A 14030-nucleotide genomic window follows, 5' to 3' on the forward strand; every position below is an offset into this window, starting at 1 on the left:
ATTCTATGTGAAGCATTAGCTTTAGTGCAAGGAATTTTTTCGGGGCTTTGCTCAGGAAAAAGGAAACAATTAATATGATGGATATGATACAACGAGAGATGAATGCTCACAAAGAAGTGATAGAACTCACAATAGAGAATTTACAAAACCACATTTATACAGCATGTATTATAGCAAGTGAAACAATTAAAAATGGTAATAAAATTTTACTTTGTGGTAATGGTGGAAGTGCTGCAGATGCGCAACACATAGCAGCTGAGTTAAGTGGAAGATATAAAACAGAACGTCGTGGACTTCCAGGAATTGCTCTTACGACTGATACATCAGTTTTAACAGCTGTCGGAAATGACTATGGATACGATAGAGTATTTGAAAGACAAGTAGAAGCACTTGCTCGCGAGGGAGATTTGATAATAGGTATCTCAACAAGTGGCAATAGTAAAAATGTCTTAAGAGCTTTATCTCTTGGTAGAAATATGGGGTGTAAAACCATAGGCTTTTCTGGAGGCAATGGTGGTGCTATGAATGAATTTTGTGATATAAACTTAGTAATACCAAGTGATGATACACCAAGAATTCAAGAGATGCATATTATGATAGGACATATTATTTGTCAAGATATAGATGATGAATGTAAATAAAATATTAGTCATACGCTATAGTGGTTTGGGTGATATAGTTATGTTACTTCAAACACTCAAAAAATTAAAAGAAAAATACAATAACTCTACAATAACACTTTTAACAGACCACTCTAATAGTGCTATTTTAAAAAATACCTGTGGAGTAATAGATGAGATTATCCCTATAAATCGGAAAGTATTTAAAGAAAAAAAAATAATTGCACTTTTAAAAGAACTTCAAAGTCTTTTTTTTAATGTAAGAAAAAAACAGTATGATTTACTTATAGACTTTCAAAATTTTGGAGAAACAGCAACAATAAGTTATTTAGCCAAAGCCACTGAAAAAATAGGTGCTCCAAAAAAAGAAAAGTACTATTATGGTTATACAAAAATAGTTCAAAGAGATGAAAGTGGACATAGAAGCCAGTTTTTTAGTAGAATTGCAGAGGTGAGTGATAATTTAGACTTTTCAAAACTTTGTTTAGAATCTAATGGTGAAAAATATAAAAATTCTCTTTTAAAAAGATTAGATAAAAATAAAAAAATTATTGGTTTAAACATAGGTTCAACTCAAGATAGTAGAAGATGGAGTGAGCAAAATTTTTATAAATTGGCAAAAGAGTTAGAAGAAAAATATAATATTTTAGTATTTATAGGACCTGCAGAGAAAAAATTTGAGAGTACTTTTAAAGATTTATATGTAGTAAAAGATACTTCATTAAATCAGCTTTGTGGAGCAATCTCAATTTGTGATTATTTTGTTACTAATGATACTGGTCCAGCACATATAGCTGCTGGATTTGGTGTGCCAACTTTAACATTTTTTGAAATAGCTATAGATGAAAATACAGGTGCATTAATAGATAAGAAACTATTTATAAAAAATACCAAAATTAATGAAATAAGTGTAAAAGAAGCCAAAGATAAGCTTCTGCAATTAACAAATATATAGGTAGGTATTAGTCAAAATACTCACTTTTTTTAAAAGTTGGTTGATCTAAATCTTTATGTGATAATTTTAGGTTATTTTTGTGAATTTGCCAATCTATTTGCAAACTTGAGTCATTAAAAGCTATTCCTCTATCATGCTCTGGTGAATAGTAATTGTCTACTTTATATGCAAAGATTGCTTCTTCACTTAGTACAACAAACCCATGGGCAAATCCTTTTGGAATTAAGAGTTGTCTTTTATTTTCTTCTGTTAGTTCAATAGCTACATGTTTTCCAAACGTAGTACTATGTTTTCTTAAATCAACAGCAACATCAAGAATTTTACCTTTTATTACTCGAACTAGCTTTGTTTGGGCAAATGGTTCTAACTGATAATGAAGTCCTCTAAGGACTCCGTAGGATGATTTTGACTCATTGTCTTGGCAGAAATTTAAATTATATCCTAGAAAATTCTTTAACTTATCAGCTCTAAAAGTTTCAACAAAATAACCTCTATTATCACCATGTACAGTGGGTTCACATATAATTACATCTTCAATTTTAGTTCTTTTAAAGATCATGGATTCTTCCTTGATTTGCTCGTTGAATTAGATATTGCCCATATTGATTTTTCTTTAATGGCTCTGCTAATTCTAGAAGTTGCTCTTTAGTTATATAGCCTTTTTCATAAGATATTTCTTCTATACAAGCAACTTTCAAATTTTGACGATTTTCTATAGTTTGAATAAATGTAGATGCCTCTAGTAGGGATTCATGTGTACCCGTATCTAGCCAGGCATAACCTCTACCCATTAGTTCTACTTTTAAATTAGATTGTTTTAAGTACTCTTGATTAATTGATGTAATTTCTAATTCACCTCTATCACTTGGATTAACATTTTTAGCTATTTTTATTACAGAATTAGGATAAAAATATAATCCTATTATTGCATAATTACTTTTTGGATTTTTGGGCTTTTCTTCTATTAAAATGACATCACCTTGTTTATTAAACTCAGCAACACCGTACCTTTGTGGATCTTTTACATAATAACCAAAAATAGTTGCTTTGCTTTCTTCTTTAATATTTTTTACAGATTTTGCTAATAATTCTGTTAAACCATGACCATAAAATATATTGTCACCAAGTACTAAACATACATCATCATTACCTATAAACTTTTCTCCTAATATAAATGCTTGAGCTAATCCATCAGGTGTAGGTTGTTCTATGTAGCTAAATTTTAGTCCTAAATTTTTTCCAGAACCAAATAAATCTTTAAATCTAGGTAAATCATGGGGTGTTGATATAATAAGTATTTCATTTATTCCTGCTAACATTAAAACAGAAAGAGGATAATAGATCATAGGTTTATCATAAATTGGCACTAATTGTTTAGATACACCTTTTGTTATAGGATATAGTCTTGTACCAGAACCTCCAGCTAATATAATACCTTTCATACAATTTCCTTTATATGTGTTTTAATAAATTTATCTATATCGTTATTTAAAATCAAGTCAAAATTATTTTCTATTTTCCAAATAGGCCAATTCCACCATTTTATTTTTAGCAAACTTTGAATTTGAGTTTCATTAAAACGGTATTTTATGTGTTTTGCTGGATTTCCTCCCACAATAGAGTAAGGTTTTACATCTTTTGTAACAACAGCTCGAGCAGCTATAACAGCACCATCTCCTATAGTTACACCAGATAAAATTAAAGCCCCATCTCCAATCCATACATCATTACCTATAATGACATTACCTTTTGTTGTAGAACACTCTTTACAATTAAATTTTACACTAAAATGATAACTACTTACCCAATCATAGTGATGTTCTGCACCACTATAGATTTTAACTTCATCGGCTATTGAACAAAAAGAGCCTATTTGAATAGTATTATCATGACCATAAGCTTTGGGTTTACCATATGTATAATTTCCTATTTTATATTTTTTATATTTTTTATTATCTTTCATATAATAAGGCCTTCTTTTTTCCTTAATATATTTTTTTATTCTTTTTAACATTTTATTCTTTCATTGAAAATTTTGCATTATTGTTGCAGTACGATATTTATAAGAATAATTACTATTTTTTACTCTTTTTTCACCATTTTTTGCAATTTTTTTTGCAAAAAAATTGTCTTTTTGGAGTTTTTCTACTATTCCTTCTAACTCTTCAAGTGAGTTATAAATAAGAATTTCTTTTTCTGGTTCAAAACATAATTCTATATCTTTAACATTGTCATTTATCAAGCAACTTCCACAAGCTGTTGCTTCAAAACAACGCATATTTGCCATATTTATTATATTTTCTTTTTGAGCTACATTTAATGTAGCTAAAGTTGAATTATATATATTTACTATTTTTTGTTGAGAAACTTTTTTATTTGAAATATTCCATTTTTGTGAGATATTATTGAGTTTTTCCCATTTTGTACCATGTATTTGCATTGGATAATTTGAAATTTTTTGGAACGCTAAGTCTCGTTCTCGTGTAAATGAACCCACAAAATTGATAGAATTATTTCTAATTATATTGTTATTAATATGTAAGTTTTCATCATAACCAAATTGTAATAAATTTACATTTTTGAATCCATAATTTTTTGCATTTTCAATAAAAGCAGAATCACTAACGTATAAAAAGTCTAGAATATCTACGTAGGTGGTTTTATCTTCGTAAAAAAGGTCACCAACCCAACCTATTGTTATTATTTTTTTTTCTTTACATAGAGCGAATAACTCTTTATCCACAAAAAATGCTCCTACAAATACTGCAATATTTGGTTTGAAATTTTTTATAAGATTATCTAATTCATCTAATTGTAGAGATAGGTCATCTTTTTTAATACCTTTATAAATACTTTTCAAAAAAGTGTTTTTTAATGATAGTTTATTTGTAAAAAAGTGTTTTACTTCGTAGTTATTGGATAAAAAACCATTTATTGTGTGTTCTATCCAGCCTAAATGATTCTGCTTTCCTATAATTAATATTTTTTTATTTTTCATGTTCATTTTTTAGTTTTTTGACAATTATATCACTAATATACGGTATAAAATGATTTGAATCAAAAAAATTGTTCTTATCCATAACAATAAACTTTGTAACTTTTTCAAATATATTAATTGAGTTTTTAAGCATTTATTTGCTTTCCTTATATTTATTTATATACCAATTTATTGTTTTAACTATACCACTTTCAAAATTTTCATCAGCTTTCCAGCCAAGTTCATTTTCTATTTTTGTGGCATCAATAGCATATCGTCTATCATGTCCCGCTCGATCTTCAACAAATGTAATTAATTCTTTATAGCTTTTATTTATAGGTATTTTTTTATCTAAGATGGTACAAATTGAGTCAACAATTTGCAAATTTGTTCGCTCATTTCTTCCACCTATGTTATAAACATTTGACTCCTTACCTATATGATAAACAATGTCTATGCCTTTACAGTGGTCAAGTACATATAGCCAGTCTCTAATGTTTTTCCCATCACCATAAATAGGGATATTTTCTCCTGCCAATGCTTTTCTAATGATAGTAGGTATTAATTTTTCATTATGTTGTTTAGGCCCATAGTTATTAGAACAATTTGTTATAACAGTATTTAATCCATAAGTCTCTTGATAGCTTCTTACTATCATATCACTTGATGCTTTAGAGGCACTATATGGACTATTTGGCGCATAAGGTGTAACTTCTGTAAAAAGGTCTGTTTTATTTAGTGTTCCATATACTTCATCTGTTGAGATATGATGAAATCTACACCCTTTATAGTTTATTTTGTATTCAAATGGTTTATTCATCCAATAATGTTTAGCTACATCTATAAGTGTAAAAGTTCCATTTACATTTGTTTCTATAAAAATACCAGGATTTTTAATAGAGTTATCTACATGGCTTTCCGCTGCAAAGTGTATAACTCCTTTTATATCATATTCATTAAAGATAAATTCTACAAGTTCACGGTTACAAATATTACCTTTGATAAATTTATACCTAGGATTAGATTCTACTTCTTTTAGGTTTTTAAGATTCCCTGCATATGTTAGTAAATCTAAATTTATAATATTATATTCTGGGTATTTTTCTAGGAAATATGGAACAAAGTTACTTCCTATAAATCCAGCACATCCTGTTAGTAATATATTTTTCATTATTTTCTTTCTCCTAATTCTTTAAGGCATATATCTAAACTATCTTTCCAAAAAGGAATAGTTACGTTGAATTGATTTTTAATTTTTAATTTATTTAATAAACTATAGTGTGGTCTTTTAGCGGGTGTTGGATAATGTTTTGTTTCTATTGGATTTATTTTGCAAGATAGTTTTGCCATTTTCATTATCTCTTTTGCAAAATCATACCAACTTAAAACACCCTCATTGGAGTAATTGTATATTTCTACTTTTTTATTTTTTATTTTTGGTAATATTTCTAAAATAGTTTTTGCTAAATCACCGGCATAAGTAGGTGTCCCAATTTGGTCAAATATAATGTTCAGCTCTTCTTTTTGTTTTCCAAGGCTAATCATGGTTTTTAAAAAGTTATTTCCATAGCTCGAATATATCCATGAAGTTCTTATAATGATTGAGTTTAAAGGATTAATATCAATCATAGATTTTTCACCATCCAACTTTGTTTTACCGTATATGTTTTGAGGGTTTGTTGAATCTTCTTCATTATAAGGTTTATAGTTTTTACCATCGAAAACATAATCTGTAGAAATATGAATTAGCTGAATGTTTTTTTCTTTAGATATTTGTGCCAAATTTTTTACGGCTTTATTATTTATATTATTGGCTAAGTTTTTATTTTCTTCTGCTTTATCTACAGCTGTATATGCAGCACAATTGATGATTGTATTTATATTATTTTTTTCTATAAAAGATATTAGCTCTTCTTCCTTAGTAATATCCAATTTATACTTACATGTGAAAAAATAGTTATTTTCATAATTAAATGAAAGCTTTTTCAACTCCAAACCAAGTTGTCCGTTACTTCCTGTTATTAAAATATTTTTCATATTATTTTCTTACCATCATACGTTTTTTTAGAAAAAATAAAAAAGGCAAATAGTGTTAGTGAAGATAGAGAAGCTATACTTTTAATAATACTATGGTCAAATTGTGTTATAGTCAAGAAGGCAAAAAACAACCCAATATAGATAGTGTTTTTACTAGAGATTACTTTTTTTAATATTTGCCATAGTAGGTTTGTGTATACAAGGAAACCAAACAATCCAAGGAAAAGCAATATTTCAAGGATACTATTATGAACGCCACTGATCCCCTTTATCCCTATCTGACTATATGACATTAATCCATAACCAAAGAAAAGTTTCTGCTTTATTAATTCAAGAGAGTGTAGCCAAATTTCATATCTATGTGAACTATTTCCTTCTATTAAACTATAAAACCTATGTAATAAAGAATGATTAGATAAAAATATTGTTACCGATATAAATAAAAAAGTAGTAAAAAAAACAATATGATATTTATCTATTTTTTTACAATTTGTAGAAAATAAAATTAATGAGAATATTGTAAAAAATAACCAAGATGCTCGTGAGTATGAAAAAAATAGATTAAATACAAAAAGGATACAAAGTGCAATTAGTAAAAATATTTCATTTTTTCTCAAAGTAAGTAATTTGTAATGAAATAAAAGACCAGCACTAATAGAAGCTCCAATTGACATAAACATACCAAACGCATTTCTATTAAAAGTAGCACCTGCTAAACCATCGGAAGGATTATACTTGATTCCTTTAATAAAATCATAATGAAATACAGTTTGGAATAGACCATCGGCCGCTTGAATGAATAAGGAAAATAATATAGTAATAATTAAGAATTTTTTTGTAAAAAAGTTTTCTTTATATAAAAATAGTAATATTAAAAATAGAAGTAAATACCTAAATATATAATGAAATTCAGCTCTCCATCCTGTAAAATTAAAAATGTTGTTAAAACTATTAGATATTGTCATAGCCACTATCACTAACGAAAATGAAAGTAAAAGATTTTTATATTCTTTTATCATTTGAGTAACTTGTATTATCTTTTTTTTAGTACAAATATATATTAAAAATAAAACAATCATTAAAGCATAACTCATTGGATAAATTGATGTTTTCATAGGTATGAAGAGTATCCAAATAAAAAGAAATATTTTAAATAAAACTTGAAGATTATAGTTTTTTACTTTTAACATTAGTGATGTTCCTTAGATATGAAAATATTATTTTGTATATTTTTTCTAATTACTTTTTCATTAAAACAAGAATGTGCTTTTTCCCAACTATTCCTTGCTATAGTTTCTTTTTCTTTATCATATCGTCCTATAAGTAATAAGTCATATTTATGATTTTTTTGTTCATATGCTTTAAAAGTATCAATTGATTCATCACAAAAATTTGGCAGATAATCACATTTTTTTATTATGCTTTCTTCTATATTCATTTTTTTTAATTCACTATGACCTAAAAGCAATAAGTCAGGCTCAATATTTTTAATTGTTTCAATTAGTTTACTATTTACATGTTTTGTGCCAAATTTTTTATTTTTACAAAAAGTTGAGTTTTTAGCTATCTCTCTATAACTAAAGTCATAAACAAAATGACCATTTCTTATTAATCCATTACTCATTTTTCTATCAATTGAGTAGTAAACAGAGCCATTTTTAGATTCACTAAAATTTGCACAATGAACAATTTTTATATTTTTCATATTGAGCCTTTCAATTCTTGTACTAAATCATAAACTTGACTTGTAGTGATACTTTCCATACATTCATGTTTTGTTGGACAAATTGATTTATAACATGGATGACATTTTATATCTTCACTAGGTTTTATATAAAGGTGTTTCCCTATATATTTTTCAAATTTTACACAATGTTTTATATCTGTAGATCCAAAAATAGTTATTGTTGAAGTACCAACACTCGCAGCTATATGTGATGGTCCACTATCATTTCCTATATATATATCAGCTTGTTTTATTATTTGCTTTAAGCCTGTTAAATCTGTTTTATTTACAAAATTAATAACATTTGGAAATTTTTGAACTACCTTATTTGCATCATTTAGTTCTAGTTTTGTACCTACCAAAACTACTTTAAAGTTATTTAAAATTAATTTTTCAATAAGGTTTATATAATTGTTTATTCCCCATTGTTTACTTTGCCATTTTTCACTGCTTCCTGTAGAAATTACAATAACTTTTTTATTTGTTTTTATGAGTTGAGTCTCTTTTGTAGGTAGATAAATATTTTTATAATTTTCATTATTTATATATTTATCTACAGTGTATTCGTTTAAACCACTTTGTATAAGTGTATTTTTAATTGAGTTTACAGTGACTTTTATATGTAATAGTTTTTGAAGTAGATTTGCAGCGGAATTTACTGTTTTTTGTTTTTTAGCAAATAGTAACAGAAAATGTGAAAGACTATTGCAATGCAGGTTAAATACAATATTATACTTATATTTCCTTATTTCTTTTATACTTTGCAAATAGTTTTTATGTACTATATAATTATCAGCAAAATCTGTATCTTGATATAATTCTTTTCCTATATTTGAAGTTAAAAAAGTAATATTATGTTTTGGGTAAAAATATCTAATTGCCCTAAGAATAAGGCTTAAAGTTACTAAGTCACCTAGTGAAGAAAATCTTGTAATTAATATATTCATATTTATTTTGTATCCAATTGTTCTATAAAGTTAATAAAATTATTTTGTGTTTTACTATATAGATCTAGAAAACTATTGTGTCCATTAGTAGATATCTGTTTTCTAAGTGATCCATTTTCTATAATTATGATTAATTTTTCTGCTAGTATTTCTGCTTTATTTTCACATTGTATTAAATCGTTTGATGTGAAAAACTCATCTAAAGCACTACTTTTCATAGTTATAATGGTTTTTTTGCACGCAAGTGCTTGGTATACTTTATTAGGTACAACAGAAGTTGCTTTTGTACTATTACCAAAAACTCCAAGCACTATATCTGTATCTCTTATTTTATTTGCTAAGTTTTTTTCAGTTATAAAATTGCCGTCCATTTTCACATTAGTTAACTTTAGATTTACAAATAACTTTTTCATCTCTTTAAAAGTCTGACCATTTCCAATAATATTAGCATTAAAAGATATATTATTATTTTCCAATATTTTAAATGCATTTAAAATTATATCTATTCCATGAAGAGGAATAAATGAACCATAAAATAAAATTTCTATAATATCATGTTTTTTTTCTTTTGTATTTGGATAGTAAATATTTTTATCTGCAAGAACAGGCAAGACAAAATGTTTACCAGAAAATTTACCAAATAATTTTTCCCAGTACTCAAAATGTTTTTGAGTATCTGAAAGTAAGTACTTAGAAAATCTAAAATTAATCCAATCTTGAAAATATTTCCACCAAGCTCTTGGATTTATTTTGGAAATTTTTTTTCTATCAAAAACATATGTATCATAGTTTGAAATAAAAAAATCATTTATTATTTTATTTCTTTTAAAAAAATGTTTTATAAATTGATTTTTTGAAAAAGGTAAAAGGACATAAATATTATTTTTACATGTGGTATCTTTAAGAAGCTGTTTTATTATGTTGTATCTCGAGTAATCTTTGTCATGTCTTGATATATATTTAATCATTCCACCACTCGTATATATTTAATTTTTTTGTATTTTCTTTATGAAGATTTATTAAGTATTCTCCAATACGTTTTGCATTAAAAAGCTGATGAACTCTTGCATGAAGCCATTTTGATTTAGTCAATCTTTCTTCAGCGTTTTCTAAAAAGTATTCTGTTTTTTGTTTTAGTTCTTCTAAATTTGAATAATATTCTAATTTATCTTCAAAAAAATCTTCCCCATTTATTATTGGAGTACTGAGTGAAAATGAGCCATTTCCTAAAATATGCATAAGTCTATCAGAGGTGAACCATTTATATTGTAATGTGAAATTTCGATTATGATTGAGGCATATTTTAGAATCTACTATCTTTTGGAAATATTGTTCCCCAATAAGAACGGATTTTTTTGTATCTCCTATAAATTTTGATTTACAGTTTATTTTATTTTTTATATATTTGATTAATTGGCTTCTTTCTTCATCATTTCGGCCTGAAAATAAAAGATCATTTTCCCATGAATTATTTGTAAATGAAGTTCGTTTTTCAATACTATGATGGACTAAATTAGGAAGAAAATAACTATTTTCAGTATATGCAGTAGCTAAAGAGTGTGAAAAATAGCTTTTAATTTCATTTAAATATTCAGGAAAAGGAATATCGTTGTACCAAAACATCATTTTTATATTTTGTTTTTGAATTGATTCAAAAGTTTCTTTGGAAATAAGTTCGGCATGTCCAAAAATAATTAAATCTGGTTTTATATCATTTATTATTTTCAAAAAGTGGATGTTCATTTTTTTAGCACCACTTTTTTTGTTTTTAAAAAAAGAGAAATATCTAGCTATGTCTCTATAGTCAAAGTTATGTACAAAACAATTATTTTGAATCAATCCTAACGATATTTTTATAGGATTAGCATATAAAGCGCCACCACTTTTTGTTATAGTATTGAATGGTGCACAGTGTATTATTTTCATGAATTACTAACCTTTGTATACATCTATGGTTTTTTCTACCATCTGCTCAAGAGAAAAATTATCTTTAACATAACTAAATCCATCAAACTTTAATTCTTTTGCTTTTATAATTTGTTTTGCAAATTCTTTTTCATTACCAATTTTAACAAAATATCCATTTTTATTTTTGTTGATTATATCTAAAACGCCACCATGATTAGTTGCAATCACTGGTGTATTAAGTGCTAAGGCTTCAGCAACACTTCTTCCAAAACTTTCAGGTTTTTTAGAAGTACTTGTTACAATATCGCTTAAGTGATATATTTCAGCTACATGACTTTGGCTTCCTGTAAAAATAACGTTTACATGTAAAGAGTGTATTAGCTCTTTTAAGCCATCAAAATATTTCTGTTTGTCTTCTCTTACTCCACCAACAATTAAGCCGGTAACATTGGGAGTACCTTCTTGGATAATCGCAAGAGCTTTTATAAATGTTTCTAAATCTTTAAGTTGCGTTACTCTTCCAATAGTAGAAATAATAAATTTATCATTTAAATTGAATTTTTCTTTAAATTCACTTATGAAATTTTCATCAAGATTATTTGGATTAAAAGTAACTAAATCAATTCCTCTAGGGATGATACTTATTTTTTCTTCTTTTGCAGCATAGTGTTTTTGAATATACTCTTTTATAGCACCACTCACACAGATGATTTTATCAGCATTTGTCATTATGCGGCTGTATGAACTTACAGAGTTAAACCCATGTACTGTTGAAACAACCTTTACATGTAAGGATTTATTTGCATAGTAAGTTAGCCAAGCAGGGACTCTACTTCTTACATGTAAAACATCAGGATTGAGTTTTTTTAAAATCTTACGTAGACCCCAAACTCTCCAAAAGACCGTGAAAGGATTTTTGCTACAAACATCAAAGTTTATATGAGTACTTCCTTCTTTCTCTAATTGCTTTACTAGTTTACCACCATGGCTAATGACAATAGAGTCAAAACCTTTTTTAACAAGTTCACGACTAAGTTCAATGGTACCTCTCTCCACACCACCTTCATTAAGTTCTGGTAAAAGTTGGACTATTTTCACAATGCAACCTTTTGAAGATAAGGAGTATAATCAAACTTACCATCTATATTTTGCACAATATTTGCTAGTTTATGGTATTTTGTATCTTGTTTATTTGCTTGTAAATTTATTACATGTAAAGATGCATTTGAATTTGCTTTTGCTTCACTTAACATAGAAGTTGAATCAATAGTTATAAACAACTCTTCACATACATGTAAAAAATCAGGTATAGGATTTATAGAAGGGTTTTTAGAATAAATAACACTATAATCAAAATCATAATTTTCTAAAAGGGTATCTATCTGACTTGGAGTTCTTCTTGAAGTAGTTATGTACTTTAAGTGATTTGGATATTTTTTAAAAATAGAGTCAAGTTCTTTTTTTATTTCTTCTTTTTTCATTTCAAATATATTGTTACTTCCCCCAACGATGATACCTAAAGCCTTTTGATCTTTGTGTTTTATATAACCTTTTGGCTCACTTATAGATAAATTTATAGGAAGTTCTATTATGTTTTTTTCTTTTGGAGGATTGTCATGAGAACACGCTAAAATACAATCAAAATCACTATACCGAAAACTACTAGGAAGCATAATCGCAATTGATTTTATATTGAGTTTTTTAGCTAAATATTTGTTTGCATAGTATGTTGCAGAACCAGCTGAGACTATCGCTTGATAGTTATTGTTTTTTGCTTTTAAGTCAAAAAGATTTATGTAGATTCCAAAAAAATCAAGGAGATAAGTTAAAATTTTTAAATTATTATCTACTTCTAAAATATTATATTCAAGATTTTTTAATTTAGCAAATGCAATAGATTGATTAACATGTCCAGCTTTTTTGTCACTTAGTATTAAGATTTTCAACTAAGTCTCCATCTGTTGTGCATCCAAAACCATTGTTCAGGATATGTTCTGATAACTTCTTCAAATATATCATTATATCTTTGGGTCATTTTCTCAATTTTTTTGTTTTTATCACTCTCTTCTTCAGCAATGTATTCAATAGGTTCTATTATAAGTGGGGTATATTTTCCATCTTTATCTCTTGGTGCAAAAATAGGAATTATGAGAGGATTGTATTTTAATTTTAACACAGCTATAGAATTTGTAGTGTCCGCATCCAATCCAAAAAACTTTACTTTTATACTACTTTTTCCACCAGCTTTTTGGTCTATCAACAATCCAACATTTTTTGATTCTTTTAACGCTTTTATGATATTAAGGATGGCTTGTTCTTTATAAACATTTTTATTACCATATCTTTCTCTAAACGGAGTAGTGAGTTGTTTTTCTATTAACTTGTTGTTTCCCTTTCTTCCCACAGCAACCATTGGGTAACCATTACGTGGTAAAAATTGGGCTGCTAACTCCCAGTTAGAAAAGTGAGCCGTTATAATAATAACTCCATTTTTAGCATCTTTTGTATATTCTTTTAATTTTTCTAAAAATTCTTCTTTCCCATTTATCATAGCATCAAAGTCAAGTTTGTCATTTAGCATAAGAATTATTTCTGCCATTGTTATTGCTATATTGTCATATGCGCCAATAGCAAGTCTATATATCTCTTCTTCATTTTTGTCTGGGAAGGCAGCTTTTAGATTTTTAAAAGTCAATACACTTCTTCTTTTTTCATATTTAAAAAATAGTTTAGCGATAAATTTCATTGTTTTATATAGTGCAGAATTTGGGAGTAGTCCAACTAACCAAATAAAAAGTTTAACAATAAAATATTCTAATTTTTCTCTCATTCTAATTTTAGCCTTTAAATTAAGAGTATT

General features: G+C 27.0%; 17 protein-coding genes. 2 read left to right on the forward strand and 15 right to left on the reverse strand.

Translation table 11 applies throughout. From position 1 onward, the window contains the following. Nucleotides 1-74 precede the first annotated feature (74 nt). Nucleotides 75-641, forward strand: a complete 567-nt coding sequence (gmhA, locus tag K354_RS0104310) for a D-sedoheptulose 7-phosphate isomerase (RefSeq protein ID WP_024954280.1) — start codon at nt 75-77, stop codon at nt 639-641. Next, nucleotides 625-1575 carry a glycosyltransferase family 9 protein gene (locus tag K354_RS0104315; RefSeq protein WP_037940252.1) on the forward strand — a complete coding sequence of 317 codons (951 nt, stop codon included), beginning with the start codon at nt 625-627 and terminating at the stop codon, nt 1573-1575. The genes gmhA and K354_RS0104315 overlap by 17 nt, the downstream gene beginning before the upstream one ends. 7 nt (nt 1576-1582) lie before the next feature. Here the strand turns inward: K354_RS0104315 and rfbC are convergent, their stop codons facing one another. From rfbC to K354_RS0104385, 15 genes are read right to left on the reverse strand one after another with little or no spacing between them, the layout of a single operon-like run. Further along, complete coding sequence (gene rfbC, locus K354_RS0104320) at nt 1583-2134, reverse strand: dTDP-4-dehydrorhamnose 3,5-epimerase (RefSeq protein ID WP_024954282.1); 552 nt, start codon at nt 2132-2134, stop codon at nt 1583-1585. Further along, nucleotides 2124-3017 (reverse strand): glucose-1-phosphate thymidylyltransferase RfbA, encoded by an 894-nt coding sequence (gene rfbA / locus K354_RS0104325; RefSeq protein ID WP_024954283.1) that lies wholly within the window; start codon nt 3015-3017, stop codon nt 2124-2126. Before rfbA ends, rfbC begins: the two co-directional genes overlap by 11 nt. Next, nucleotides 3014-3538 carry a CatB-related O-acetyltransferase gene (locus tag K354_RS15320; RefSeq protein ID WP_037940276.1) on the reverse strand — a complete coding sequence of 175 codons (525 nt, stop codon included), beginning with the start codon at nt 3536-3538 and terminating at the stop codon, nt 3014-3016. Before K354_RS15320 ends, rfbA begins: the two co-directional genes overlap by 4 nt. Nucleotides 3539-3598: 60 nt before the next feature. Beyond that, nucleotides 3599-4573: a glycosyltransferase family protein gene (locus K354_RS0104335; protein ID WP_024954285.1), complete on the reverse strand. Its 975-nt coding sequence runs from the start codon at nt 4571-4573 to the stop codon at nt 3599-3601. Then, nucleotides 4563-4706 (reverse strand): hypothetical protein, encoded by a 144-nt coding sequence (locus K354_RS14965; protein WP_156928209.1) that lies wholly within the window; start codon nt 4704-4706, stop codon nt 4563-4565. The genes K354_RS0104335 and K354_RS14965 overlap by 11 nt, the downstream gene beginning before the upstream one ends. Then, nucleotides 4707-5723, reverse strand: a complete 1017-nt coding sequence (gene rfbB / locus K354_RS0104345) for a dTDP-glucose 4,6-dehydratase (RefSeq protein WP_174377774.1) — start codon at nt 5721-5723, stop codon at nt 4707-4709. It abuts the gene before it with no gap. After that, nucleotides 5723-6589, reverse strand: a complete 867-nt coding sequence (gene rfbD / locus K354_RS0104350; protein ID WP_024954287.1) for a dTDP-4-dehydrorhamnose reductase — start codon at nt 6587-6589, stop codon at nt 5723-5725. The genes rfbB and rfbD overlap by 1 nt, the downstream gene beginning before the upstream one ends. Then, a complete protein-coding gene (locus tag K354_RS0104355; RefSeq protein WP_024954288.1) occupies nt 6586-7779 on the reverse strand; it encodes an O-antigen ligase family protein in 1194 nt (397 codons plus the stop codon). The genes rfbD and K354_RS0104355 overlap by 4 nt, the downstream gene beginning before the upstream one ends. Beyond that, nucleotides 7779-8294, reverse strand: coding sequence for a hypothetical protein (locus K354_RS0104360; protein WP_024954289.1), 516 nt, complete (start codon nt 8292-8294; stop codon nt 7779-7781). The genes K354_RS0104355 and K354_RS0104360 overlap by 1 nt, the downstream gene beginning before the upstream one ends. Beyond that, a complete protein-coding gene (locus tag K354_RS0104365; RefSeq protein WP_024954290.1) occupies nt 8291-9262 on the reverse strand; it encodes a glycosyltransferase family 9 protein in 972 nt (323 codons plus the stop codon). Before K354_RS0104365 ends, K354_RS0104360 begins: the two co-directional genes overlap by 4 nt. A gap of 2 nt (nt 9263-9264) precedes the next feature. Then, a complete protein-coding gene (locus K354_RS0104370; protein ID WP_024954291.1) occupies nt 9265-10230 on the reverse strand; it encodes a glycosyltransferase in 966 nt (321 codons plus the stop codon). Continuing rightward, nucleotides 10223-11188: a glycosyltransferase family protein gene (locus K354_RS14600; RefSeq protein ID WP_051505390.1), complete on the reverse strand. Its 966-nt coding sequence runs from the start codon at nt 11186-11188 to the stop codon at nt 10223-10225. Before K354_RS14600 ends, K354_RS0104370 begins: the two co-directional genes overlap by 8 nt. A gap of 6 nt (nt 11189-11194) precedes the next feature. After that, nucleotides 11195-12268 carry a glycosyltransferase family 4 protein gene (locus K354_RS13945; RefSeq protein WP_037940254.1) on the reverse strand — a complete coding sequence of 358 codons (1074 nt, stop codon included), beginning with the start codon at nt 12266-12268 and terminating at the stop codon, nt 11195-11197. After that, on the reverse strand, nt 12265-13116 hold the full coding sequence (locus K354_RS0104380; RefSeq protein WP_024954292.1) for an ELM1/GtrOC1 family putative glycosyltransferase: 852 nt from the start codon (nt 13114-13116) through the stop codon (nt 12265-12267). Before K354_RS0104380 ends, K354_RS13945 begins: the two co-directional genes overlap by 4 nt. Continuing rightward, nucleotides 13113-14000 carry a lysophospholipid acyltransferase family protein gene (locus K354_RS0104385; RefSeq protein ID WP_024954293.1) on the reverse strand — a complete coding sequence of 296 codons (888 nt, stop codon included), beginning with the start codon at nt 13998-14000 and terminating at the stop codon, nt 13113-13115. The genes K354_RS0104380 and K354_RS0104385 overlap by 4 nt, the downstream gene beginning before the upstream one ends. Nucleotides 14001-14030: the final 30 nt, after the last annotated feature.

Origin of the sequence: Sulfurospirillum arcachonense DSM 9755 (assembly GCF_000597725.1) — a bacterium.
Classification (GTDB): domain Bacteria; phylum Campylobacterota; class Campylobacteria; order Campylobacterales; family Sulfurospirillaceae; genus Sulfurospirillum_A; species Sulfurospirillum_A arcachonense.

Bases quoted from the DNA above. Each gene is read 5' to 3' on its own strand.
- K354_RS0104335 (WP_024954285.1), bottom strand. From the start codon at position 4,573: ATGAAAAATAAAAAAATATTAATTATAGGAAAGCAGAATCATTTAGGC.
- rfbB (WP_174377774.1), bottom strand. From the start codon at position 5,723: ATGAAAAATATATTACTAACAGGATGTGCTGGATTTATAGGAAGTAAC.
- K354_RS0104370 (WP_024954291.1), bottom strand. From the start codon at position 10,230: ATGATTAAATATATATCAAGACATGACAAAGATTACTCGAGATACAAC.
- K354_RS0104360 (WP_024954289.1), bottom strand. From the start codon at position 8,294: ATGAAAAATATAAAAATTGTTCATTGTGCAAATTTTAGTGAATCTAAA.
- K354_RS0104355 (WP_024954288.1), bottom strand. From the start codon at position 7,779: ATGTTAAAAGTAAAAAACTATAATCTTCAAGTTTTATTTAAAATATTT.
- rfbD (WP_024954287.1), bottom strand. From the start codon at position 6,589: ATGAAAAATATTTTAATAACAGGAAGTAACGGACAACTTGGTTTGGAG.
- K354_RS0104385 (WP_024954293.1), bottom strand. From the start codon at position 14,000: ATGAGAGAAAAATTAGAATATTTTATTGTTAAACTTTTTATTTGGTTA.
- K354_RS14965 (WP_156928209.1), bottom strand. From the start codon at position 4,706: ATGCTTAAAAACTCAATTAATATATTTGAAAAAGTTACAAAGTTTATT.
- K354_RS15320 (WP_037940276.1), bottom strand. From the start codon at position 3,538: ATGAAAGATAATAAAAAATATAAAAAATATAAAATAGGAAATTATACA.
- rfbC (WP_024954282.1), bottom strand. From the start codon at position 2,134: ATGATCTTTAAAAGAACTAAAATTGAAGATGTAATTATATGTGAACCC.
- gmhA (WP_024954280.1), top strand. From the start codon at position 75: ATGATGGATATGATACAACGAGAGATGAATGCTCACAAAGAAGTGATA.
- K354_RS0104365 (WP_024954290.1), bottom strand. From the start codon at position 9,262: ATGAATATATTAATTACAAGATTTTCTTCACTAGGTGACTTAGTAACT.
- K354_RS14600 (WP_051505390.1), bottom strand. From the start codon at position 11,188: ATGAAAATAATACACTGTGCACCATTCAATACTATAACAAAAAGTGGT.
- rfbA (WP_024954283.1), bottom strand. From the start codon at position 3,017: ATGAAAGGTATTATATTAGCTGGAGGTTCTGGTACAAGACTATATCCT.
- K354_RS0104315 (WP_037940252.1), top strand. From the start codon at position 625: ATGATGAATGTAAATAAAATATTAGTCATACGCTATAGTGGTTTGGGT.